19 protein-coding genes are annotated in these 22,642 nt (G+C 59.5%); 13 read left to right on the top strand and 6 right to left on the bottom strand.

The genetic code is table 11. The features are described 5' to 3' along the window. The first annotated feature begins 149 nt into the window (after nucleotides 1-149). The gene (gene prpD, locus AC3WWR_RS04630) at nucleotides 150-1,634 is read left to right on the top strand and encodes a 2-methylcitrate dehydratase (RefSeq protein WP_033044496.1); all 1,485 of its coding nucleotides are present in this window, start codon (nucleotides 150-152) and stop codon (nucleotides 1,632-1,634) included. A 134-nt stretch (nucleotides 1,635-1,768) separates the two neighbouring features. On the opposite strand, the gene ppsR is transcribed toward prpD, so the two are convergent. Beyond that, complete coding sequence (ppsR, locus tag AC3WWR_RS04625) at nucleotides 1,769-2,587, bottom strand: posphoenolpyruvate synthetase regulatory kinase/phosphorylase PpsR (RefSeq protein ID WP_020801102.1); 819 nt, start codon at nucleotides 2,585-2,587, stop codon at nucleotides 1,769-1,771. Between the two features lie 174 nt (nucleotides 2,588-2,761). On the opposite strand from ppsR, the gene ppsA reads away from it, so the two are divergent. The 8 genes from ppsA to AC3WWR_RS04585 all read left to right on the top strand — a co-directional run bounded on the left by ppsA (nucleotide 2,762) and on the right by AC3WWR_RS04585 (nucleotide 10,949). Next, a complete protein-coding gene (gene ppsA, locus AC3WWR_RS04620; protein ID WP_033039437.1) occupies nucleotides 2,762-5,137 on the top strand; it encodes a phosphoenolpyruvate synthase in 2,376 nt (791 codons plus the stop codon). A gap of 204 nt (nucleotides 5,138-5,341) precedes the next feature. Continuing rightward, a complete protein-coding gene (locus tag AC3WWR_RS04615; RefSeq protein WP_033043617.1) occupies nucleotides 5,342-6,331 on the top strand; it encodes an alpha/beta fold hydrolase in 990 nt (329 codons plus the stop codon). 137 nt (nucleotides 6,332-6,468) lie between these two features. After that, complete coding sequence (gene rraA / locus AC3WWR_RS04610) at nucleotides 6,469-6,960, top strand: ribonuclease E activity regulator RraA (protein ID WP_020801098.1); 492 nt, start codon at nucleotides 6,469-6,471, stop codon at nucleotides 6,958-6,960. Between the two features lie 34 nt (nucleotides 6,961-6,994). Next, the gene (locus AC3WWR_RS04605; RefSeq protein WP_020801097.1) at nucleotides 6,995-7,990 is read left to right on the top strand and encodes a zinc transporter ZntB; all 996 of its coding nucleotides are present in this window, start codon (nucleotides 6,995-6,997) and stop codon (nucleotides 7,988-7,990) included. 63 nt (nucleotides 7,991-8,053) lie between these two features. Beyond that, nucleotides 8,054-8,302, top strand: coding sequence for a hypothetical protein (locus AC3WWR_RS04600; RefSeq protein ID WP_020801096.1), 249 nt, complete (start codon nucleotides 8,054-8,056; stop codon nucleotides 8,300-8,302). A 2-nt stretch (nucleotides 8,303-8,304) separates the two neighbouring features. After that, entirely contained in the window at nucleotides 8,305-9,129 is an 825-nt protein-coding gene (locus AC3WWR_RS04595; protein ID WP_008048604.1) for a mechanosensitive ion channel family protein, read from the top strand. A gap of 90 nt (nucleotides 9,130-9,219) precedes the next feature. Then, on the top strand, nucleotides 9,220-9,810 hold the full coding sequence (gene sigX, locus AC3WWR_RS04590; protein ID WP_075949123.1) for an RNA polymerase sigma factor SigX: 591 nt from the start codon (nucleotides 9,220-9,222) through the stop codon (nucleotides 9,808-9,810). A gap of 107 nt (nucleotides 9,811-9,917) precedes the next feature. After that, nucleotides 9,918-10,949: an OmpA family protein gene (locus AC3WWR_RS04585; protein ID WP_020801095.1), complete on the top strand. Its 1,032-nt coding sequence runs from the start codon at nucleotides 9,918-9,920 to the stop codon at nucleotides 10,947-10,949. Nucleotides 10,950-11,053: 104 nt separating this feature from the next. Here AC3WWR_RS04585 and cobA read toward each other — a convergent pair whose 3' ends face one another. The 5 genes from cobA to AC3WWR_RS04560 all read right to left on the bottom strand — a co-directional run bounded on the left by cobA (nucleotide 11,054) and on the right by AC3WWR_RS04560 (nucleotide 16,840). Further along, nucleotides 11,054-11,821 (bottom strand): uroporphyrinogen-III C-methyltransferase, encoded by a 768-nt coding sequence (gene cobA / locus AC3WWR_RS04580; protein ID WP_151142973.1) that lies wholly within the window; start codon nucleotides 11,819-11,821, stop codon nucleotides 11,054-11,056. Nucleotides 11,822-11,872: 51 nt separating this feature from the next. Beyond that, the gene (locus AC3WWR_RS04575) at nucleotides 11,873-13,543 is read right to left on the bottom strand and encodes a bifunctional protein-serine/threonine kinase/phosphatase (RefSeq protein ID WP_020801093.1); all 1,671 of its coding nucleotides are present in this window, start codon (nucleotides 13,541-13,543) and stop codon (nucleotides 11,873-11,875) included. 7 nt (nucleotides 13,544-13,550) lie between these two features. Next, complete coding sequence (locus tag AC3WWR_RS04570) at nucleotides 13,551-14,762, bottom strand: nitrate/nitrite transporter (RefSeq protein WP_020801092.1); 1,212 nt, start codon at nucleotides 14,760-14,762, stop codon at nucleotides 13,551-13,553. Between the two features lie 275 nt (nucleotides 14,763-15,037). Continuing rightward, nucleotides 15,038-15,613, bottom strand: coding sequence for an ANTAR domain-containing response regulator (locus AC3WWR_RS04565; RefSeq protein WP_008056396.1), 576 nt, complete (start codon nucleotides 15,611-15,613; stop codon nucleotides 15,038-15,040). A gap of 15 nt (nucleotides 15,614-15,628) precedes the next feature. Further along, entirely contained in the window at nucleotides 15,629-16,840 is a 1,212-nt protein-coding gene (locus AC3WWR_RS04560) for a CmpA/NrtA family ABC transporter substrate-binding protein (protein WP_083349585.1), read from the bottom strand. Nucleotides 16,841-17,065: 225 nt separating this feature from the next. Here AC3WWR_RS04560 and AC3WWR_RS04555 point away from each other — a divergent pair, with 225 nt between their 5' ends. From AC3WWR_RS04555 to AC3WWR_RS04540, 4 genes are read left to right on the top strand one after another with little or no spacing between them, the layout of a single operon-like run. Next, nucleotides 17,066-17,800, top strand: a complete 735-nt coding sequence (locus AC3WWR_RS04555; protein ID WP_033045170.1) for a helix-turn-helix domain-containing protein — start codon at nucleotides 17,066-17,068, stop codon at nucleotides 17,798-17,800. 4 nt (nucleotides 17,801-17,804) lie between these two features. Further along, nucleotides 17,805-19,460, top strand: coding sequence for a type III secretion system outer membrane ring subunit SctC (gene sctC / locus AC3WWR_RS04550; protein ID WP_083349583.1), 1,656 nt, complete (start codon nucleotides 17,805-17,807; stop codon nucleotides 19,458-19,460). After that, nucleotides 19,457-20,563 (top strand): type III secretion system gatekeeper subunit SctW, encoded by a 1,107-nt coding sequence (sctW, locus tag AC3WWR_RS04545; protein ID WP_020795883.1) that lies wholly within the window; start codon nucleotides 19,457-19,459, stop codon nucleotides 20,561-20,563. The genes sctC and sctW overlap by 4 nt, the downstream gene beginning before the upstream one ends. 23 nt (nucleotides 20,564-20,586) lie before the next feature. Further along, on the top strand, nucleotides 20,587-22,638 hold the full coding sequence (locus AC3WWR_RS04540; protein ID WP_033045165.1) for an EscV/YscV/HrcV family type III secretion system export apparatus protein: 2,052 nt from the start codon (nucleotides 20,587-20,589) through the stop codon (nucleotides 22,636-22,638). Nucleotides 22,639-22,642: the final 4 nt, after the last annotated feature.

Below are 22,642 nucleotides of genomic sequence, written 5' to 3'. Positions count from 1 at the left end.
GGCTGCGATCTTTTGATCTTGATCTTAAAAAGCAAGATCAAAAGATCGCAGCCTGCGGCAGCTCCTACAGGGGATCGCATTTCCATAATAAGACTGAGATTGCCCTGAACCGAGGTCCCATCAACGAACCACCGCCGAGTGAATCGAACATGAGCGCCAACGTCGACCTCAACAACCGTCCCGACTACGACCAGGTCCTGCAGGACATTGCCGATTACGTCCTCAACTACAAAATCGAATCCGAAGAGGCGCTGGATACCGCGCGCAACTGCCTGATCGATACCTTGGGCTGCGGCTTGCTGGCCCTGCGTTTTCCCGAATGCACCAAGCACTTGGGGCCCTTGGTCGAAGGCACCTTCGTGCCGTTCGGCGCCCGCGTACCAGGCACCAGCTATCGACTTGATCCGGTCAAGGCCGCGTGGGACATCGGCTGCATCGTGCGCTGGCTCGACTACAACGACACCTGGCTCGCCGCTGAATGGGGCCATCCGTCGGATAACCTCGGCGGGATTCTCGCGGTGGCCGACCACCTGTCGCAAAAGCGCCTCGCCAATGGCGAGACGCCGCTGACCGTTCGTACGGTGCTCGAAGCAATGATCATGGCCCATGAGATTCAGGGCGTGATTGCTCTGGAAAACTCGTTCAACCGCGTGGGCCTCGATCACGTCATCCTGGTGAAAGTCGCTTCGACCGCGGTCACCGCCAAACTCATGGGTGCCAATCGCGGGCAATTGCTCTCAGCGTTGTCCCATGCGTTCGCCGATGGCCAGGCATTGCGCACCTACCGCCATGCACCGAATGCCGGCTCGCGCAAATCCTGGGCGGCGGGCGATGCAACCAGTCGTGGAGTGCGCCTGGCGGACATTGCCATGCGTGGCGAGATGGGCATCCCCGGTGTGTTGAGTGCCAAACAGTGGGGCTTTTACGACGTGCTGTTCAGCCACACCAACGATGACTTGGCGCTCAAGCCTGGAGACCGGCGCGAGTTCAGCTTTTCGCGGCCGTACGGCAGTTATGTGATGGAAAATGTGCTGTTCAAAATCAGTTTTCCTGCCGAGTTCCACGCGCAAACCGCCTGTGAAGCCGCGGTAATCCTGCACCCCCAAGTGCGTAATCGCCTGCATGACATCGACCGGATCGTCATCACCACCCAGCAATCGGCGATCCGCATTATTTCCAAGGTCGGTCCGCTGGCCAATGCCGCCGACCGCGATCACTGCATCCAGTACATGACCGCGGTGCCGCTGGCCTTTGGCAACCTGGTGGCCGAGTACTACGAAGATGATTTCCACAAGGCGCATCCGATCATCGATGTACTGCGCGACAAGATGGTCATTGTCGAAAACCCGGATTACACCCGTGAATACCTGGAAGCCGACAAGCGGTCGATTGCCAATGCCGTGCAGGTGTTTTTCAAGGATGGGTCCAGCACCGGGAATGTGGTGGTGGAGTACCCGATAGGCCATCGTCGGCGCCGTGCCGAGGGCATTCCGTTGTTGGAGGACAAGTTCAAGGCGAACCTGCTGACACGCTTTACCGCGCAACGTAGCGAGGAGATTTTCGAGCTGTGCAAGGATCAGCAAAAGCTTGAGGCAACACCGGTGAACCGGTTTGTAGACATGTTTCTTATCTAGGAGACCGCGTTATCGTTCCTTCGCGAGCAGGCTCGCTCCCACATGGGATTCGTGTCGTTCACAAATGCGGTGTTCAACGAGATCTACTGTGGGAGCGAGCCTGCTCGCGAAGACGTCCGAATAGGCGCTACAGGTTATTTGAACCGCCGCTCGACACCTTTCTCCACCAGGATTTTCGCGGAAATTTCTTCCACCGAAAAATGCGTGGAGTTGATATTGGGAATGTTCTCGCGGCGAAACAGGTTTTCCACCTCGCGCACTTCGAATTCGCACTGGGCGTAGCTCGAATAGCGGCTGTTGGGCTTGCGTTCGTTGCGGATGGCGGTGAGGCGGTCCGGGTCGATGGTCAGGCCGAACAGCTTGTGCTGGTGGGCACGTAGCGCGCTAGGCAGTTGCAGGCGTTCCATGTCGTCTTCGGTCAGCGGGTAGTTGGCCGCGCGGATACCGAATTGCATGGCCATGTACAGACACGTCGGCGTCTTACCACAACGCGACACGCCCACTAGTATCAGGTCGGCCTTGTCGTAATAGTGCGTGCGGGCACCGTCGTCGTTGTCGAGGGCGAAGTTCACCGCCTCGATGCGCTCCATGTAATTGGTGTTGGCACCGATGGAGTGGGATTTGCCCACGGTATAGGAAGAATGCTCAGTCAGTTCCTGTTCAAGCGGCGCCAGGAAAGTCGAGAAAATATCGATCATGAAACCATTGGAAGTTGCGAGGATCTCACGAATGTCCTGATTGACGATGGTGTCGAAGATAATCGGACGGAAGCCGTCGGTTTCGGCGGCTTTGTTGATTTGTTGTACCATGGCCCGTGCTTTTTCCACGCTGTCGATGTATGGCCGCGTGAATTTGCTGAAGGTAATGTTTTCGAACTGCGCCAGGAGGCTTTGACCCAGGGTTTCGGCGGTAATGCCGGTGCCATCGGAGATAAAGAAAGCAGATCGTTTCATTTGCACCTTGGGCCTTAAGCTAATGAGCATTCTTGGATATGATAGGCGCGATTTGCCGGCCGCCAATGGCCCGCATTCTCACTTATTTTCCAGGTCCAGGCCATACAGCTGGCAAATGCTCCCCCGAGCAGCCGGCTTCTGAGCTTTTCCAACACAGTTAGTGGAGAGATCACCTTGGTAGAGTACGTAGTTTCCCTCGATAAGCTCGGCAAACACGATGTTGAGCATGTGGGGGGCAAGAACGCATCCCTGGGCGAGATGATCAGCAATCTTGCGGGTGCCGGTGTATCGGTACCCGGTGGCTTCGCCACGACCGCTCAGGCATATCGTGATTTCCTGGAACTGAGCGGCCTGAACCAGCAGATTCATGACGCCCTGGATGCCCTGGACGTCGACGACGTGAATGCCCTGGCCAAGACCGGCGCCCAGATCCGCCAATGGATCATGGAAGCCGAGTTCCCGGAAAAACTGAACACCGAAATCCGCACCGCGTTTGCCGCGCTGTCCGCAGGCAACCCTGACGTGGCCGTGGCCGTGCGCTCTTCCGCTACCGCCGAAGACTTGCCCGATGCGTCCTTCGCCGGTCAGCAGGAAACCTTCCTGAACATCCGTGGTGTCGAAAACGTCATTCGTGCCGCCAAGGAAGTATTCGCCTCCCTTTTCAACGATCGCGCGATTTCCTATCGCGTGCACCAGGGCTTCGACCACAAGTTGGTAGCCCTGTCGGCCGGCGTACAGCGCATGGTCCGCTCCGAAACCGGCACCGCCGGCGTGATGTTCACCCTCGATACCGAATCGGGCTTCCGTGACGTGGTGTTCATCACCGGCGCCTACGGCCTGGGTGAAACCGTCGTACAAGGCGCGGTGAACCCGGATGAGTTCTACGTCCACAAAGGCACCCTGGCCGCCGGTCGCCCGGCGATCCTGCGCCGCAACCTGGGCAGCAAGGCCATCAAGATGATCTACGGCGACGAGGCCAAGGCCGGTCGTTCGGTCAAGACTGTCGATGTCGACAAGGCTGAACGTGCGCGTTTCTGCCTGACCGATGCTGAAGTCAGCGAGCTGGCCAAGCAGGCGATGATCATCGAGAAGCACTACCAGTGCCCGATGGACATCGAGTGGGCCAAGGACGGTGACGACGGCAAGCTGTACATCGTGCAGGCCCGTCCGGAAACCGTGAAGAGCCGTACCCAGGCCAACGTCATGGAACGTTACCTGTTGAAGGAAACCGGCACCGTGCTGGTCGAAGGCCGTGCCATTGGCCAGCGCATTGGCGCCGGCAAGGTCCGCATCATCAAGGACGTGTCCGAGATGGACAAGGTCCAGCCAGGCGACGTGCTGGTATCGGACATGACCGACCCGGACTGGGAACCGGTCATGAAGCGCGCCAGCGCCATCGTCACCAACCGTGGCGGTCGTACCTGCCACGCGGCGATCATTGCCCGTGAGCTGGGTATCCCGGCCGTGGTCGGTTGCGGCAACGCTACCCAGCTGTTGAAAGACGGCCAGGGCGTGACCGTTTCCTGCGCTGAAGGCGACACCGGTTTCATCTTCGAAGGCGAACTGGGCTTCGACATCAAGAAGAACTCCGTGGACGCCATGCCGGATCTGCCGTTCAAGATCATGATGAACGTCGGCAACCCGGACCGCGCCTTCGACTTCGCACAGCTGCCGAACGCCGGTGTGGGCCTGGCCCGCCTGGAGTTCATCATCAACCGCATGATCGGCGTGCACCCTAAAGCGCTGCTGAACTACGACGGCCTGCCGCAAGACATCAAGGAAAGCGTCGACAAGCGCATTGCTGGCTACGACGACCCGGTCGGCTTCTACGTCGAGAAACTGGTCGAAGGCATCAGCACCCTGGCAGCGGCGTTCTGGCCGAAAAAGGTCATCGTGCGTCTGTCGGACTTCAAGTCCAACGAATACGCCAACCTGATCGGCGGCAAGCTCTACGAGCCGGAAGAAGAGAACCCGATGCTGGGCTTCCGCGGCGCCTCGCGTTACATCAGCGAATCGTTCCGTGACTGCTTCGAACTCGAATGTCGCGCCCTCAAGCGCGTGCGCAACGAGATGGGCCTGACCAACGTCGAAATCATGGTGCCGTTCGTCCGTACCCTGGGCGAAGCGAGCCAAGTGGTGGATCTGCTCGCCGAAAACGGCCTGGCCCGTGGCGACAACGGCCTGCGCGTCATCATGATGTGCGAGCTGCCGTCCAACGCGATCCTGGCGGAAGAGTTCCTCGAATTCTTCGACGGTTTCTCCATCGGCTCCAACGACCTGACCCAGCTCACCCTGGGCCTGGACCGTGACTCCGGGATCATCGCGCACCTGTTCGACGAGCGAAATCCTGCGGTCAAGAAGCTGCTGGCCAACGCCATTGCCGCCTGTAACAAGGCTGGCAAGTACATCGGCATTTGCGGCCAGGGTCCTTCGGACCACCCTGACCTGGCCAAGTGGCTGATGGAGCAGGGCATCGAGAGCGTTTCGCTGAACCCTGATTCCGTACTGGAAACCTGGTTCTTCCTGGCGGAAGGTCAAGCGCAGGCTTGATGGTGTGTGAACGGCTCGCTCACGTGCCTTTGTAGGGGCGAGCATGCTCGCGATGGACGTCAACGATAACGCGTTTGTCATGGATGAACGTGGTGTCTTGACGTTTTTCGCGAGCATGCTCGCTCCTACAGGGGTGGGGCGGAGCCTTTGAGATTCAAGTAGGGCGGGCTCCTCTGGAAGCCGCCCTTTTTTGTGCAAGAGATTATGCAAAGCAGCAGCAACCTGTTTCCTGTCGCCCTGATCAGCGCCGAGCGCCGCGGTGATCTGAGCGAAGATGTCTACCGCTTGAAACCCGGTAACAGCCCGGACGGCACCGTAGAACTGGCGGTGACGCGCCTCGGCATGGCCGATGAACCGGCATCCCGTGGCGTGCCGGTGATCCTGTTGCACGGCAGTTTTTCCAATCGACGCTTCTGGTTCTCCCCCAAGGGGCTGGGCCTGGGTGCCTATCTGGCGCGCCAGGGGTTCGATGTCTGGATTGCGGAAATGCGCGGTCACGGCCTCTCCCGGCGCAACCAGAGCTATCGCAAGAACCGAGTTGCCGACTATGCACGATACGACCTGCCAGCCATCGGCGCCTTCGTACGCGAGCAAAGCGGCCAGGTTCCGCACTGGATCGGCCATTCGCTGGGCGGCATCACCCTGGCGGCCGCGCTGGGTGGCCAATACATTGGCGAACCCGTGGTGGCGTCCGCGGCGCTTTTTGGCACGCAAGTCAGTCGCACTTACTGGCCGCTGAAGATTCCACCGGTGGAATGGAGCGGTCGTTTCATCCTCAAGCGCTTTGCCCAGCTCTCCGGTTCACGGCTCAAGCGTGGCCCAGAGGACGAGCCGATTGGCCTGGCCTTGGAAAGCATGCGCTGGTACGGTCTGTTCGGGCGCTTTGGCGATGCCGACAAAGACTGGTGGGCGGGCCTGGCCGAGGTCAGGATGCCGGTGCTGGCGGTGAGCGCCGCGGGCGATCATCAGGACCCGGCCTGGGCTTGTCGCAAGCTGTTCGATCAGTTGGGTTGCGAGCACAAGCAATTCATTAACCTGGGGCGTGAGCAGGGGTTTGCCGATAATTTCGGTCATGTCGAGATGTTGGTCAGCAAAGCCGCCCAGGCTGAAGTCTGGCCGTTAGTCGCTCGCTGGCTGTCAGATCAGCAGACGCCGTTGCTCGGTGATCAAGCGGATTTGGCCGCGGCGATCTAAGCTGGACGCTCTATCAAGGGCATTTCGCTCTGGTCGGGTTGCAGTTAAGATATGACGCATTGAGCTGTTCTGGTCATTTTCTGTGACTAAATCAGTAGTGATGTTCGTGCTTTCTTCCTAATTACAGGAGTTTCTCGATGAACCATTACCTCACCCCTGACCTGTGCGACGCCTACCCGGATTTGGTGCAGGTGCTGGAACCGATGTTCAGCAATTTCGGTGGCCGGGATTCCTTCGGCGGCGAGATCGTGACCATCAAGTGCTTCGAAGACAACTCGCTGGTAAAGGAGCAAGCCGAGCTCAAGGGTAATGGCAAAGTGTTGGTGGTCGATGGTGGTGGCTCCCTGCGTCGCGCTTTGCTGGGCGATATGATCGCCGAGAAAGCCGCGAAGAACGGCTGGGAAGGGATGGTGATCTACGGTTGCATCCGTGACGTCGACGTCATCGCGCAAACCGACCTGGGGGTCCAGGCGTTGGCCAGCCACCCGATGAAAACCGACAAGCGTGGTATTGGCGACCTGAATGTTGCCGTGACCTTCGCCGGCGTGACCTTTCATCCCGGTCATTACCTCTATGCGGACAACAACGGCGTGATCATCTCGCCGAGCCCGCTTGCGATGCCTGAGTAAGTCCTGGCCGATTTTTTTGAAGAATGGAATGCGGATGTTCGAGGAAGAAAACGCGCAGTGGGGGCTGGTACATGCCCTGGTGCTGGATGGTAAAGGCGGTGCGCGTTCGATAGCCCGGACAGAACTCGACGAATTGCAGCTGCAGGCTCATGAAAGCCTGTGGCTGCATTGGGATCGCAGTCACCCGCAAACCCAGACCTGGCTGCGCAAGTCCAGCGGCCTGAGTGAGTTCAGCTGCGATCTCTTGCTGGAAGAAAACACCCGCCCGCGTCTCCTGCAGCTTTCGGACAGCGAACTGCTGCTATTTTTGCGTGGCGTAAACCTTAATCCGGGCGCCGAGCCTGAAGACATGGTCTCGGTACGCATCTTCGGTTCTGCCCAGCGAGTCATCTCCCTGCGTCTGCGTCCGCTGCGTGCCACTGAAGATTTGCTGGTGCAACTGGAAGCAGGCAAGGGGCCGAAAACCGCCTCCGAACTCATTCTCTACATGGCTCAGTACCTCACCAACAAGGTGCAGGATCTGGTCAGTTGCCTGTCGGAAGTGGTCGATGAGGAAGAAGAAAAGCTGGATTCCGACGAGCGGTATACTCCTGAGCACGGTGCTGTTTTGCAGATCCGGCGCCGGGCTGCTGCGTTGAAGCGATTCCTCGCTCCGCAGCGGGACATTTTTGGTCAACTGACGCGCATCAAATTGCCCTGGTTCGTCGAGGACGATGGCGATTACTGGAACGAATTGAACAACAGCCTGACCCGCTATCTGGAGGAGCTGGAATTAACCAGAGAGCGCGTGGGGCTGGTCCTGGAGACTGAAGACCGGCGATTGAGCGTGCGCATGAACCGCACCATGTATCGCTTTGGCATCATCACCGGGATTTTTTTGCCGATGAGTTTTCTGACCGGTCTTTTGGGAATCAACGTCGGGGGTATTCCATTTTCAGAAAGCCCCTATGGCTTCCTCGTCGCCTGCCTGCTGATGATCTCGGTGGCGCTCGGGCAGTGGTGGTTATTCCGACGTTTGCGCTGGGTTTGAACGTGCGCCATGTGACCCGGGCAAATTTGACCGCGTCTTTCACAGACATCACGAGAGGTGCGTATGCACGATCCGTTTGAACAGTCTTTGCGCGACATGCTCAAGGCATCACCGTCCACCCGGGACGACGATGCATGCCTGGGGCGTGTCCTGAAAACCGCCAATCGCCAGGTTGGCGCAGGTGATTTGTTCAGCCTGCTGGGCCGCTGGTTGCCCGCCCTGATGATCGCCCTCAATAATGGCTCGGCCCATGTCGCGCCGGTCTCCCGTCTTCGTAAACCTACCGCTCGCACTGCTGATAAGGCTGATTGAATATGGAACTTGATCTCTGGACACAGAGCCTCGTCACTGCAATGACTGCGTTATGGACCAAGGTTGCGAACTTCATCCCGAACCTGTTCGGCGCACTGGTCGTGCTCCTGCTCGGTTTTGTCGTGGCCAAGCTGTTGGACACCTTGCTGTCCAAATTGCTCGCCAAACTCGGCCTGGATCGCCTGATGGGCGGTACCGGCCTGACGAAATTGTTGTCCCGTGCCGGCCTTCAAGTACCTATCTCAACGCTGATCGGTAAAATCGTCTATTGGTTCGTTCTGCTGATTTTTTTGGTTTCTGCCGCAGAATCACTTGGACTTGAACGAGTTTCAGCTACGCTGGATATGCTTGCGCTATATTTGCCGAAGGTATTCGGTGCGGCGCTGGTGCTGTTGGTGGGTGTCTTGCTGGCGCAATTGGCCAATGGGCTGGTGCGCGGAGCGGCAGAAGGCGTAGGCCTGGACTACGCTTCGGGACTTGGGAGAATTGCCCAGGGCCTGGTGATCATCATCAGTATCTCGGTCGCGATCAGTCAGTTGGAGGTCAAGACTGACCTGCTTAACCACGTGATCGTGATCGTTTTGATTACCGTTGGTCTGGCGGTTGCGCTGGCCATGGGGTTGGGAAGCCGGGAAATTGCCGGTCAGATTCTTGCGGGAATCTATGTGCGTGAGTTGTACCAGGTTGGGCAACAAGTGCGTGTTGGAGAGGTCGAAGGGCAGATCGAAGAGATCGGCACGGTTAAAACTACATTGCTGACGGATGAGGGTGAGCTAGTCTCTCTTTCCAATCGGATCCTCCTCGAGCAGCATGTGAGTAGCCGCTAACCCGGCAAACCCTGCTAATGTATGCCGCCGCGAAATGCCGCCTGATGCTGGCTGCGGCGGACATTGACCTGACTGTCGGCACGACTTGTTTTGAATAAAGCCCAATCGTTATCCATGCGCTACGACCCCCGCGAGCTCTCTGATGAGGAGTTGGTCGCGCGCTCGCATACCGAGCTGTTTCACGTGACGCGCGCATATGAAGAACTGATGCGGCGTTACCAACGAACATTATTTAATGTCTGTGCAAGGTATCTCGGGAACGATCGCGATGCTGACGATGTCTGTCAGGAGGTCATGTTGAAGGTGCTGTACGGCCTGAAGAACTTCGAGGGCAAATCGAAGTTCAAGACATGGCTATATAGCATCACGTACAACGAGTGCATTACGCAGTATCGGAAAGAAAGGCGAAAGCGTCGCTTGATGGACGCCTTGAGTCTTGACCCCCTCGAGGAAGCGTCCGAAGAAAAGGCGCCGAAACCCGAGGAAAAGGGTGGACTTGATCGCTGGTTAGTGTATGTGAACCCGATTGACCGAGAAATTCTGGTGCTACGATTTGTCGCAGAGCTGGAGTTTCAGGAGATCGCAGACATCATGCACATGGGCTTGAGCGCTACAAAAATGCGGTACAAACGCGCTCTAGATAAATTGCGTGAGAAATTTGCGGGCATTGCTGAAACTTAGTTCGGCGCAAATATCTCTTACGTGTAGGCAAGTTCTGATAGACTTGCCGCCGAGTTGTCCCCCGGTTTGCGGGACTGCTTCACAATCACCAGATGGGGATTTAACGGATGAAACTGAAAAACACCTTGGGCTTGGCCATTGGTTCTCTTATTGCCGCCACTTCGATCGGCGCTCTGGCACAGGGCCAAGGCGCAGTTGAAATCGAAGGCTTCGCCAAGAAAGAGTACTTTGACAGTACCCGTAACTTCAAAAACGACGGTAACCTGTTCGGTGGCTCTGTTGGTTACTTCCTGACCGACGACGTTGAGCTGCGTCTGGCTTACGACGAAGTTCACAACGTACGTTCCGACTCTGGCCAGAACATCAAGGGCGCGAACACCGCTCTGGACGCTCTGTACCACTTCAACAACCCAGGCGACATGCTGCGTCCTTACGTCTCGGCCGGTTTCTCCGACCAGAGCATCGACCAGAACGGTTCGAACGGTCGTGACCGTTCCACCTTCGCCAACGTTGGCGGCGGCGCCAAGCTGTACTTCACCGACAACTTCTACGCCCGTGCTGGCGTTGAAGCTCAATACAACATCGACCAGGGCAACACCGAGTGGGCTCCTAGCGTCGGTATCGGTGTGAACTTCGGTGGCGGCTCCAAGCCAGCTCCTGCTCCAGTTCCAGCACCAGAAGTCTGCTCCGACAGCGACAACGATGGCGTTTGCGACAACGTAGACAAGTGCCCGGACACCCCAGCCAACGTAACTGTTGACGCTGATGGCTGCCCAGCAGTTGCTGAAGTTGTTCGTGTAGAGCTGGACGTGAAATTCGACTTCGACAAGTCGGTAGTCAAGCCTAACAGCTACGGCGACATCAAGAACCTGGCTGACTTCATGAAGCAGTACCCATCCACCAGCACCACTGTTGAAGGTCACACTGACTCCGTCGGTCCTGACGCTTACAACCAGAAACTGTCCGAGCGTCGTGCAAACGCCGTTAAGCAAGTTCTGACCAACCAGTACGGTGTTGAATCGTCCCGCGTTCAGTCTGTTGGCTACGGCGAATCCCGCCCAGTTGCCGACAACGCTACTGAAGCTGGCCGTGCTGTAAACCGTCGCGTAGAAGCGCAGGTTGAAGCTCAAGCTAAGTAATTAGCCCACAGCTACGAGAAAAGCCCGGCTCATGCCGGGCTTTTCTTTGTCTGCGATTTGAGATTTGTGTGGTGACTTGAAAAGATCGCAGCCTGCGGCAGCTCCTACATTGGTACTGCGCAAATCCCTGTAGGAGCTGCCGCAGGCTGCGATCTTTTGATCTTCTCGCCAACCGCCACTGCACCGATGACCAATATCGCCGGGCTTTTCAGCTCAAAGACGTAGGCATCTTCCTCCATAGCCGTCAGATCGCTCCGACATTCTCGCTGTTGCGGTAATGAAGCGTTTTCGATCATCGCCACCGGCGTATCCTCCGCCATCCCCCCGGCCAACAACTGCTCGCGGATTTCGCTGAGCTTGGCCACCCCCATGTAGATCACCAGGGTCGTACCGCCTTGGGCCAGTGCCTGCCAATTCAGGCTGCTGCCGTCCTGGGTATGGGCGGTGACCAGTGTCACACCCCGCGCGACACCGCGCAGGGTCAGCGGAATATCGCACTGGGTGGCGCCTGCAAGCCCGGCCGTGATGCCATTGACCAGTTCGACCTCAACCCCGCGCTCGCGCAACCACTGGGCCTCTTCGCCTCCGCGCCCGAAAATGCACGGGTCACCCCCTTTAAGCCGCACCACGCATTTGCCCTGCCGGGCATAACGCAGCATCAGGCGATGGATGAACGCTTGTGGCGTGGAGCGGCAACCGCCGCGTTTGCCCACCGCCACGATCCGCGCTGCAGGGCAATGTTCGAGTATTGCGCCGTTGACCAGGTCATCGATCAGCACCACGTCGGCTTCTTTCAATGCGCGCACCGCCTTGAGGGTCAGCAATTCAGGATCACCGGGACCCGCACCCACCAGCCAGACTTTTGCGTTCATAGTGTTGTTCCTCACGAAATGACGATGATCGGTTTTAAGGGCAATGCAGGCTCAGCCATGGAACACCAGGAACAGCAACGCCAGGTTCGCCAGCAGCGACATCAGGGCCAATGTCCGCCACACCTTCAGCGGTTCGCGCTCCAGCAAAGGCCTGGGACGTACGCTTAAACTGCGTCGCTCCCCCTGTTCCAGCAGGCGCAACCATTCCTCGGCGGTTTCAAAGCGCTCAGCCGGGTCTGCGGCAACCGCACGTTCCAGACTTTGCGCCAGCCATTCGGGCAGGTCAGGGCGGTAGCGGCTGGCACTGACCGGAACGCCGAACCGGGGGCGCTGGAAGGCTTCGATTTCGCCGTAGGGAAAATGCCCGGTGAGCAGAAAGTACAAGGTCACCCCCACCGCATACAGGTCCTGCTGCGGCGTCGGTGACTCCCCACGGAAGGCTTCCGGGGCGATATAGCTTGGAGTTCCAGGCAGGGTACTGGGCTGATCTTCAGACAGGCCGGGGCAGTAGGCGAGGCCGAAGTCCAGCAGACGCAACTCGCCGTCGTCCCCTGACAGCAGGTTCTGCGGCTTGATATCGCGATGCAGGATCTGCCGTCGATGGAGCATGCCGACCGCTCGCAGCAGGCGTTCAGCCACGTCCTGCCATTGGGCCAGGGGCATGGGTCCGATCTGTTCATGCACTTGAGCAAGGGTCGAGCCCGAATATTCGCGCATCACGTAGTACAGATGCTGACGCTGGCTGGCCGCATGCACTTCAGGAAAGTGCCGCCCGGCTACGCGCTTGAGGAACCATTCTTCGGACAGCAACGCTTGCCCGGCCTGATGATCGTCATGCAGGCGAGGGGGCAGGGTTTTCAGCAACCAGGGCTGCTGCTGGCTGTCGCGTACCCGATAGAGCAACGACTGCTGGCTCTGGCTGAGAATCCCTTCAATCTGCCAGCCCTCGAAAACCTGGCCCGGTTTCAGCGCCGGGGGCAGTGGCCATTGCTGCAGATGGATCAATGCATCGCCGATATTGGATTCACCCAGGGCATCGACCCGCACCAGCAGTGCGCTGGCGTTATCCTGGCTGCCCGCCAGGTGTGCGGCGTTGACCAGGGTTTGCGCGGCGCTGTCCAGGTCCGGCTGGTCACGCAGGATCGCCGCGATGGCGGTGTCGCCCAGGACCGCCCAGACCCCGTCGCTGAGCAGCACAAAGCTTTCGTCGATACGCAGTTCGCCATCGAGAAAGTCCAGTACCAGGTGTTGATCCAGGCCCAGTGCACGCTTGAGTACATGCTGCATGCCCGGTTGGTCCCAGACGTGATCTTCGCTGACCCGCTGCAACTGCTCGGCGTGCCAGCGATACACCCGGCAATCGCCGACATGGGCCAAGGTAAAACGCCGACCGCGCAGGACCAGGGCGCTGACGGTGGTCAGCAGCGGCTGGCCTGCGCCGTTGGCTTGCAGCCAGCGGTTTTGCGCCAGCAGCAAGCGATCCAGCGCCTGGGCAACCCCCCAGGTTTCCGGCGTGGCGTAGTAGTCCAGCGCCAGGGCCTGCAATGTCGAGCGAGCCGCCAGGCCACCGTCGGCGCACTGGCTGACGCCATCGGCGATGGCGAACAGGTAGCCCTTGCTGGCTGCCAGCGCCGGGGCCGGCGTGACGAGGCGCAAGGCGTCCTGATTCTCATCGCGCGGGCCGATGGCGCTGGCTTGCGCAAAACTTAATTGCAGGCTCATGGTGGCGTCAAACCCGTGCAGCCGTCACAGCGGCCGAACCCCAGGTGGTCCTCCAGCGGCGTTTTACGCCGTGCAGGCCGAACCAGGCGAGCACCCCCAGGCTGGCGAACAACCACAATGCCATCTGGTAGCTGCCGGTGCTTTGCTTGATCGCACCCATGCCTGCCGCCAGGGCAAATCCACCGATGCCGCCGGCCATGCCGATCAGGCCGGTCATGACGCCGATCTCGCGACGGAAACGCTGGGGCACCAACTGGAACACCGCACCGTTGCCTGCACCCAAACCGAGCATGGTGCACACGAACAGGGCCAGCGCGGCATAGGAGCTGGGCAAGTTGAAACCGACGGCAGCGATACAGATGGCCGCCACGGTGTACATCGCGAGCAGGGTGCGAATGCCGCCGAAACGATCGGCCAAGGCGCCTCCCAGTGGCCGCATCAGGCTACCGCCGAACACACAGGCTGCCGTGTAGTAACCAGCGGTCACGGGGCTCAGGCCATACTGGTCGTTGAAATAACCGGGCAGGGCGCTGGCCAGGCCGATAAAGCCACCGAAGGTCACGCTGTAGAAAAACATGAACCACCAGCTGTCGCGGTCACCCAGGGCCTTGAAGTAGTCAGTCATCGACTTGGCTTTCGGCCGCTCAGGCGCGTTCTTGGCCAGCCAGGCGAAGACGATCAGTGTCAGGATCAACGGGATCAGTGCGAAACCGAACACATTGCTCCAGCCAAAGGCAGCCGCCAGAACCGGTGCAATCAGCGCCGCGAGCACAGTGCCGGAGTTTCCGGCCCCGGCGATGCCCATGGCCTTGCCCTGGTGCTGTGGCGGATACCATTGCGATGCCAAGGGCAGGGCGACAGCGAAGGAGGCGCCGGCCATGCCGAGGAACAACCCCAGCAGCAAGGCTTGCTCGTAGGTATGGATGCCGAGTTTCCAGGCGCCGAACAATGCGCAAATGACGATCACCTGGCCGATCAGGCCGGCAGTCTTGGGTGACAGGCGATCAGCCAGCATCCCCATTACGAAGCGCAGTACCGCCCCGGCCAGAATCGGCGTGGCCACCACCAGTCCGCGTTGTTGTGTGGTCAGGTGCAGGTCGCCAGCGATCTGAACGGCCAGCGGGCCGAGCAGGTACCACACCATGAAACTCAGGTCGAAATAGAGGAAGGCTGCGAACAGTGTCGGGGTATGGCCGGATTTCCAGAAGCTTGAATTCATCGCGCACCTCAGATGATAGGAGTCTCGAACGGGAGCCAAAACAAAAAAAACGCCGCCACCTGATTCGCCATGGGGTAAATGAGGTGAGCGACGTCTTTGTCGTAGGTGGGGCAACCGCCGTTGGTTACCTGTAGGGATTACTTAGCCAGATCTGTGCCAACAGTTGGGACCGAGTTGCGGCCATTCGCGAGCAGGCTCGCTCCCACAGGGGGAATGCATTTCAAATGTGGGAGCGAGCCTGCTCGCGAAGAGGCCTTCAACGGCACCAGAAAAACTCAGCCAAGCAACTCACTCATGGCAATGATCTGCTCCGCCACCTGGATCAGCTTCTGCTGGCGGCTCATCGCCTGGCGACGCATCAGGGTGTAGGCCTCTTCTTCGTTGCAGTCCTTCATCTTCATCAGCAGCCCCTTGGCCAGCTCGATGCGCTTGCGCTCGGCCAGTTGCTGGTCACGGGCGTGCAGTTGGGCGCGCAGGGCCTGGTCGCTTTCGAAACGCGCCATGGCCACGTCGAGAATCGGTTGCAGGCGCTGTGCGTGAATGCCTTCGACAATGTAGGCACTGACCCCGGACTTGATCGCCTGGCGCATCACGTCGGGGTCGTGTTCGTCGGTGAACATCACAATCGGCCGTGGCTGGTCACGGCTGACCAGCACCACTTGCTCCATGACATCGCGGCTCGGTGACTCGGTATCGATCAGGATCACGTCCGGGCGCACCGTTTCGACGCGTTCGGGCAAGTCGATGGTCAGCCCGGATTCGTCGATAACCTCGAAACCGGCCTCGGTCAGGGCGGCTTTCAAGCGGCCGACTTTTTTCGCGGTGTCGTTGATCAGCAGGATACGCAACATGTCTGCAGTCTCCTGTCAGCGGCTGGCGAGTAGAGGCAAGCTGTCGCTCATGGCGTGCAGCTTGAAGCTGCGGGCATAACTGGCCGGGTCCGAACCGTCCCAGACCCTGCCGTCGATCAATTGGCTGCTGCGCATCTCATTGCCTGGGATGGCAACACCGACGGCGCTGGCAGCCTCTCGGTATAAGTCTAGTTGTTGAACCTGACGGGCCACGGCGAGGTAATCGGGGTCGTCGCGCAACAGCCCCCAGCGACGAAACTGGGTCATGAACCACATGCCATCGGACAGGTAGGGCAAGTTGACCGCCCCCTGCCCATGGAAACGCAGGGCGTGCGGGTCTTGCCATTCGTTGCCCAGGCCGTCGGCATAGTCGCCCAGCAGCCGTGGTTCGATACACGACAACGGCGCATCGAGGTACTGCGCAGCGCTGAGCAATTGCGCGGTACTGCGGCGATTTTCGACACTGTCGTCGATGAAGCGGCTGGCTTCGAGGATCGCCATCACCAAAGCTCGGGCGGTGTTGGGGTATTGCTCGACGAAAGCGCGCGTACAGCCGAGGATTTTTTCCGGGTGGTCTGGCCAGATGGCCTGGGAGGTCGCCAGGGTAAAACCGAGGTTTTGCTTCACCGCGCTGTCAGCCCAGGGCTCACCGACACAGAAGCCGTCGATACGCCCGGCTTGCAGGTGCGCCACCATTTGCGGCGGCGGCACTACGACGCTGTCGACGTCGTGCAGCGGATGAATGCCCTGGCTTGCCAGCCAGTAGTACAACCACATGGCATGGGTGCCGGTGGGAAAGGTCTGGGCGAAGGTCAGTTTTGGGCGAGTTTGGTGCACGTGACGGTCCAGTGCTTCAGGACTGGTCACGCCGACGGCCTGCAAGCCATGGGAGAGGTTGATGCTCTGGCCGTTCTGGTTCAGGCCCATGAGCACCGCCATGTCGGTGGGGGCCACGCCGCCGATGCCCAGGTGCACGGCGTAGATAAGGCCGTAGAGGCTGTGGGCGGCGTCGAGTTCGCCGCTCACCAGTTTGTCCCGCAGGTTGGCCCAGGACGACTGGCGCTTGAGGTTCAAGGTCAGTCCGTAGGGCTGGGCGAAGCCCTGGGTGGCAGCGACCACCACCGAAGCGCAGTCGCTCAGGGCCATGAAGCCTAGGTTGATTTCGGTCTTTTCCGGGGCATCGCTGCCATTGACCCAGGCCAAGGGGCCGATTGAGGGTTCGTTCATCGATTTCGCACCTTCCAAAAAAAACGTCGTCCCGGACCCCGTATGAGCAGGGGCGGCTGACGACGCCGTTGTCCTGGCACGCATTCCGCCGTTGGCCTGCGTGCTGATGCGTGAACCGGTGCAAGGCATATGCCAGCCCGGATTTCATCACATTTACATCAGGATTCGACACGCCCCACCCCGCATCCTGCCGACCTACATCGTCAGGACGCAAAGGAGGTTGGCGTGCCCATCGAATCACTACACGCCACACGTGCCTCTAATACCCGCTCCTGTGAGCGGCTGTTGCATCTGCGTGTCAACCAAATCGCCGTTTGTCTGGCCCCGGCGCAGTGCGTCTCGACCTGCTGCCTACCGATGGGCTGGGAAGGGCTGATTGCAGTCACCAGCGGATTTGAGGTCAACGGCAGTGTGTCGATCCTGCCAACTGGCCTGGCACCGCTGGTGAAATTGCAGGTGTTCATCGATCTGGGCCATGCGCCGATCACTGCGCGAGATCGTCAGGCACCTTGGGCGGCATTGCCAGTGCCTTTTTCCCAGGTTCAGTCGGAGCAGGCACTAGAGCGCTGGTACCTCGAACAGGCGATGGCTGGCGGAACGGCCTATCAGGCCTTTGCCAGTGTGTTGCGCCAGACTGAGAGTTACGGGCTTGTGCGCTTTCTGCTGGAACAGGGTACCCACAGTGAAAAACTCACGACTCTGGCGCATCGCTATGGGGTGTCGGTATCGCATTTTCGTCGATTGTGCTGGCAGGCGCTCGGTACGGCGCCCAAGCCCGCATTGCGCGGTTGGCGGACGGCCCAGGCGCTGTTGAACATGAGTCTGCAGGACTGTTCCCTGACAGATCTGGCGTTGGAGTTCGGTTTTTCCTCTTCTTCGCATTTCTCCAAGGAAATTCGCGAGCTGGTGGGCTTCACACCCAGCAGCCTGGCGGACATTACCTACCTTCCAAGTAAGTGAAACGATGAATCGCGCAGTTCAAACCTTGTATGTTTTGCCCTTCTGGCTGGCTGCCATACTGATGCTGGTGCCGTATACGGTGCGGGCCAATGCCGACGAATACGTGGCTCGCGAACAGAGTGTGCGCACGTTTTTTTCGGAGTTGTCCGGGCCGTTGGGCAAGCCGGTGATCATCAGCAAGGCTGCCTCGGCCAAGCGGATCTCCGGCAGTTTTGACCTGCGCTCACCGCAACGGACCTTCGAGCGGGTCAGCGCACAGATGGCGTTGATCTGGTACAGCGATGGCCAGGCGATCTACCTGTATGACGCCGCGGAAGTGAAAAGCTCGATGATGTCGCTGCAGACCCTGACCGTGGCCAGGCTTCAGGCGTTTCTCGAACGGTCCGGGCTGCTCGATGGCCGTTATCCGTTGCGCCATGACGGCCTGCGTACGTTCCATGTGTCGGGGCCGCCGATGTATGTCGATCTGGTGGTGCAAGCGGCCGGTCTGATGGATAACCAACGCTCGGAGCTGTTGCTGGGCAGACAGCAGATTGGCGTTATCCAGGTGCACAACACCTTTGTCAGCGACCGTAAATACGAGCTGCGCGATGACAAGGTGACCATCCCCGGGCTGGCAACCGTGATCGAGGATTTGTTGCGCGGGGAGAAGCGCGAGGTCGAGCCGGCCGTGGCGCAAGCCGGGGCACAGCGAGTGCAGGGGGCGATGCCAGCGTTTCCCCTGGAAGGCCTGGCGACCACATCCCCTGATCAGGACCCGGCTGCGCCGCGAATCATTGCCCGGGAGATGGCCGCCGGAAACATTCGCGTGGTGGCCTATCCGGACACCAACAGCCTGCTGGTCAAGGGTTTGCCGGAGCAGGTGCGCTTTATCGAGAATCTCGTGAGTGCACTGGATACGCCGAAACGACATGTGGAGTTGTCGTTATGGATCATCGATTTGCATAAGGACGAACTCAACCAGTTGGGCATCAATTGGCAAGGCACGGTGAATTCGGGCGGGAAATTTTCCGCATCGCTCAATGCTGGCTCGGCGACCACCCTCGATGGGGCATCATTCGTCGCCCAGGTCATGGCGTTGGAGCGCACCAACCGGGCGAATGTGGTCTCGCGGCCGGTCATCCTGACCCAAGAAAACGTGCCGGCGATCTTTGACAACAACCGCACGTTTTATGCGCCACTGGTGGGGGAGCGCACTGTCGATCTGCAGCACGTGACCTATGGCACGCTGGTCAGCGTATTGCCCCGTTTTGCCCGGGCGGACGAGGTCGAAATGTCGCTCAATATCGAAGACGGCAACCAAATCGAAAACCCCGGTGAGGGAGAGCGTCCGAGCACACTGCCGATGGTCGGCCGTACGCGTATCAGCACGGTGGCGCGAGTGCCCCAGGGCAAGAGCCTGTTGGTCGGCGGTTTCACCCGCGAGGACAACAGCGAGCAAATCGGACGGATACCGGTGTTGGGTTCGATTCCGTGGATCGGCCGATTGTTCAGCTATCGGCAGAGCCGCTCGGCCAATACGGTGCGGGTGTTCCTGATTCAGCCCAAGGAAATTCTCGACGCCCTTGAACCCACCACGGTGGAGCCGGATGCGCGACTGCTGAGCCCGCAGCAGCATGAACGGGTGCGTCGATCCTTTTTCCGGAGCTCAGAAAAATGATCCTGCCACCGATTTCTTCCGGTGGGCGAGCGGCCCAGGCACGCTTGAATGCCGAGAAGGCTGCCCAGCATCCGCAACCGCAGGTCGATGCAGAGGTTGATCTTGACGACGGCATAACGGTCGACGTGGCCCGGCGCTTTGTGCAGATCAGCGATGAAATGTCTGCAGCCTTGGCCCAGTTCCGTGGCCGGCGGCAGTTCGAGCTCAAGTCCGACGCGATGACCGACTCCTTCGAAAGAGTCCTGGAGGACGATACCGTGCCCAAGGCGCGGCAGGTACTGAGCCTGGCGCGGCTATCGGACAAGTCCGACAGCTGGTTGCTGCAGATGGTACGCAACCTGTTTCCCGACGATAGCGACCTGGCATTGGTGCTGCGCGAATTGCTGCGCCGGAAAAAACTCGAGACACGGACTCGTCAGCGGCTTGAAATGTTATTGCAGACGGTGGTTGCCCAAGGCTCCCCCAAGCGCATGAGTGCCGGGATCAATACCGCCCTCAAAGCCAGAATGTTCGGTGCGAGCATGACGGTGCGTGCAGGCCTGTTGCGCGAGACCTACCGGGATTTTATTGAGTTCGACTGCGGACCGGTCAGTTGTTATCAGGACTGGATCGCCCTCTACGGTCCGTCGCAACGCCACGCTGTGCTGGCCTTCATTGAAGCGGCATTACTCACCGACATCGGCGCCCAGGATCCCAGTTGTGCACACGTGGAGTTCGGTCAACTGCTGGCCCGGGTGAACGACCTCAAACGCCTGCGTTCAGCAGATGAACTGTTTATTCGCGGCCTGCTCGGTGATGCACTCATCTGCCGGCACAACCCCGATGAACCCGACTGGCTGGTGTTCCTGATCGGTGTGCTGACCTACCCCGATGATCTCGACCAGTTGTTGCTCGGCGTCTTGGGCGAGCGCCTGCTGTTGAGTGCGCACCATGAGCGTTCGACGGTGCTGCAGAAGGTGCGTCGGCTCAGCCTGCAATTACCGACGCCGCTGTTTGCCGATGAACAGGCACCGCTGCGTCTGGCAGAGCAGTTTATGCGCCTGGCTGACATCGCCTATGCCCTCGAATGTATTGAGCAGCGTCGTCCCGGCGGCACCTCATGACTTTTTCCCGGAACTGACCCGCCATGTTCAATGTGTTTTTGCGCAACGTCAGCGCTCGCCCGGAGCTGCTGATCCTGTCGCTGATGGTGATGATCATCGCGATGCTGATCATTCCCCTGCCGACGGTGCTGGTGGATTTTCTCATCGGCCTGAACATCGTGATTTCGCTACTGGTCTTCATGGGGTCGTTCTACATCGAACGCATCCTCAGTTTCTCGACCTTTCCGGCGTTGCTGCTGCTGACCACCCTGTTTCGCCTGGCGCTGTCGATCAGCACCAGCCGGCTGATCCTCAGCCAGGCTGATGCGGGGGAGATCATCGCCTCTTTCGGTGAGTTCGTGATCGGTGAAAACCTGGTGGTGGGCTTCGTGATTTTTTCCATCGTCACTATTGTCCAGTTCATCGTGATCACCAAGGGCTCGGAGCGGGTGGCCGAAGTCGCGGCGCGCTTCTCGCTTGACGGCATGCCCGGCAAGCAGATGAGCATCGACGGTGATCTCAAGGCTGGCGCCATAACGGCCGAGGAAGCCAAGGAAAAACGCAGTGTGCTGGAGCGCGAAAGCCAGTTGTACGGCTCGTTCGACGGCGCGATGAAGTTCATCAAGGGCGACGCCATCGCCGGCATCATCATTATCTTCGTCAACTTTATCGGCGGCATGGCCATTGGCGTCGGGCAGATGGGCATGGACCTGTCCACAGCTTTGTCGACCTACACCCTGTTGACCATCGGCGATGGTCTGGTGGCACAGATTCCAGCCTTGCTGATCGCCATCGGCGCGGGCTTCATCGTCACCCGCGTCAACGGCGATGATGCGAATCTGGGGCGTAACATGCTCGCCCAAATGCTGGGGCATCCGTTCGTGCTGGGGGTGACGGCGCTGCTGGCAGTGGGCGTCGGACTGTTGCCCGGTTTTCCGCTGCTGACCTTCCTACCCATCGCCGCGGCCCTGGGACTGCTGGTGTACTTTCGCCGGCGCAAGGCCTCCCGGGGCGAGGGGCAGGGAGACAGTCGGTCAGCGTCGACGCAGGGTGAAGCCTTGCAGACCGGCCCGGGCCTACTCGAGGACATCGATAACGTTGCCACCGAAACCATCCCGCTGATGTTGTTGGTGCCCACCGCGCGCCTCGATGAGTTGACCAGGGCCCGTTGGGCGGCGCGTTTTCGCAGCCAGTTTTTCGTCGATTACGGGCTGCGCATTCCCGAGCCGCAACTGCGCGGCAGCGAAGCCTTGCCGGCCCATCAAGTGGCGGTGCTGATCAACGAAGTGCGCGCGGAGCAATACGATATCCATTTCGATCACTGGCGGTTGCTCGACTACTCGCCGGAACTGGAACCCATGGGCTTTGCCCTGGTGCACGGCAGCGACAGCAATCGCCTGCGCGGGGTGTGGGTCAACGCCACCGACCAGGAACGGGTGCAGCAGTTGGGCTATCACCTGAGGCCGGCGGACGAGGAATGCTACCGCTGCCTGGTCACCTTGCTGGCGCGCAACATCCAGGAGTTTTTCGGCGTGCAGGAAACCAAGCAACTGCTCGACGAAATGGAAACCCGCTGCCCCGATCTCCTCAAGGAAGTCTATCGCCACGTCACGGTGCAGAAGATCGCCGAAGTGCTGCAGCGCCTGATCGGCGAGCGTATTTCCGTGCGTAACATGAAGCTCATTCTTGAGTCCCTGGCCCATTGGGCGTCCCGGGAAAAAGACGTGCTGGTGCTGGTCGAGCACGTTCGTGGCTCGCTGGCCCGCTACATCAGCAACAAGTTTGCCCAGGGTAATGACTTACGGGTGTTGCTGTTGTCGGCTGAATTCGAAGAGGTGGTGCGGCGCGGGATTAGGCAAACCTCGGCCGGCAGTTTCATCAACCTCGAGCCGGCCGAATCCGAAGAGCTGATGGATCGCCTGAGCGTCGCCCTGGACAGTGTGCACATTGCTCAAAAGGACATGGTGCTGCTGTGTTCGGTCGATGTCAGGCGCTACATCAAGAAGCTTATCGAGGGGCGTTGTCGCGAGTTGGACGTGATGTCGTTCGGCGAAGTCAGCGAGACCGTCTCCGTCAATGTGATCAAAACCTTGTGAGGAA

This window comes from Pseudomonas sp. EB271-G4-1 (genome assembly GCF_058791355.1).
This window is presented reverse-complemented; position numbering and strand designations above follow the sequence as displayed.

What these genes read in the sequence shown, in the direction of transcription:
- AC3WWR_RS04575 (WP_020801093.1), bottom strand. Translation starts at nt 13,543, where the DNA reads ATGAGCCTGCAATTAAGTTTTGCGCAAGCCAGCGCCATCGGCCCGCGC.
- sctC (WP_083349583.1), top strand. Translation starts at nt 17,805, where the DNA reads ATGAATCGCGCAGTTCAAACCTTGTATGTTTTGCCCTTCTGGCTGGCT.
- AC3WWR_RS04605 (WP_020801097.1), top strand. Translation starts at nt 6,995, where the DNA reads ATGTTCGAGGAAGAAAACGCGCAGTGGGGGCTGGTACATGCCCTGGTG.
- ppsR (WP_020801102.1), bottom strand. Translation starts at nt 2,587, where the DNA reads ATGAAACGATCTGCTTTCTTTATCTCCGATGGCACCGGCATTACCGCC.
- rraA (WP_020801098.1), top strand. Translation starts at nt 6,469, where the DNA reads ATGAACCATTACCTCACCCCTGACCTGTGCGACGCCTACCCGGATTTG.
- cobA (WP_151142973.1), bottom strand. Translation starts at nt 11,821, where the DNA reads ATGAACGCAAAAGTCTGGCTGGTGGGTGCGGGTCCCGGTGATCCTGAA.
- AC3WWR_RS04595 (WP_008048604.1), top strand. Translation starts at nt 8,305, where the DNA reads ATGGAACTTGATCTCTGGACACAGAGCCTCGTCACTGCAATGACTGCG.
- AC3WWR_RS04600 (WP_020801096.1), top strand. Translation starts at nt 8,054, where the DNA reads ATGCACGATCCGTTTGAACAGTCTTTGCGCGACATGCTCAAGGCATCA.
- sctW (WP_020795883.1), top strand. Translation starts at nt 19,457, where the DNA reads ATGATCCTGCCACCGATTTCTTCCGGTGGGCGAGCGGCCCAGGCACGC.
- AC3WWR_RS04560 (WP_083349585.1), bottom strand. Translation starts at nt 16,840, where the DNA reads ATGAACGAACCCTCAATCGGCCCCTTGGCCTGGGTCAATGGCAGCGAT.
- AC3WWR_RS04570 (WP_020801092.1), bottom strand. Translation starts at nt 14,762, where the DNA reads ATGAATTCAAGCTTCTGGAAATCCGGCCATACCCCGACACTGTTCGCA.
- AC3WWR_RS04540 (WP_033045165.1), top strand. Translation starts at nt 20,587, where the DNA reads ATGTTCAATGTGTTTTTGCGCAACGTCAGCGCTCGCCCGGAGCTGCTG.
- AC3WWR_RS04585 (WP_020801095.1), top strand. Translation starts at nt 9,918, where the DNA reads ATGAAACTGAAAAACACCTTGGGCTTGGCCATTGGTTCTCTTATTGCC.
- AC3WWR_RS04565 (WP_008056396.1), bottom strand. Translation starts at nt 15,613, where the DNA reads ATGTTGCGTATCCTGCTGATCAACGACACCGCGAAAAAAGTCGGCCGC.
- AC3WWR_RS04615 (WP_033043617.1), top strand. Translation starts at nt 5,342, where the DNA reads ATGCAAAGCAGCAGCAACCTGTTTCCTGTCGCCCTGATCAGCGCCGAG.
- prpD (WP_033044496.1), top strand. Translation starts at nt 150, where the DNA reads ATGAGCGCCAACGTCGACCTCAACAACCGTCCCGACTACGACCAGGTC.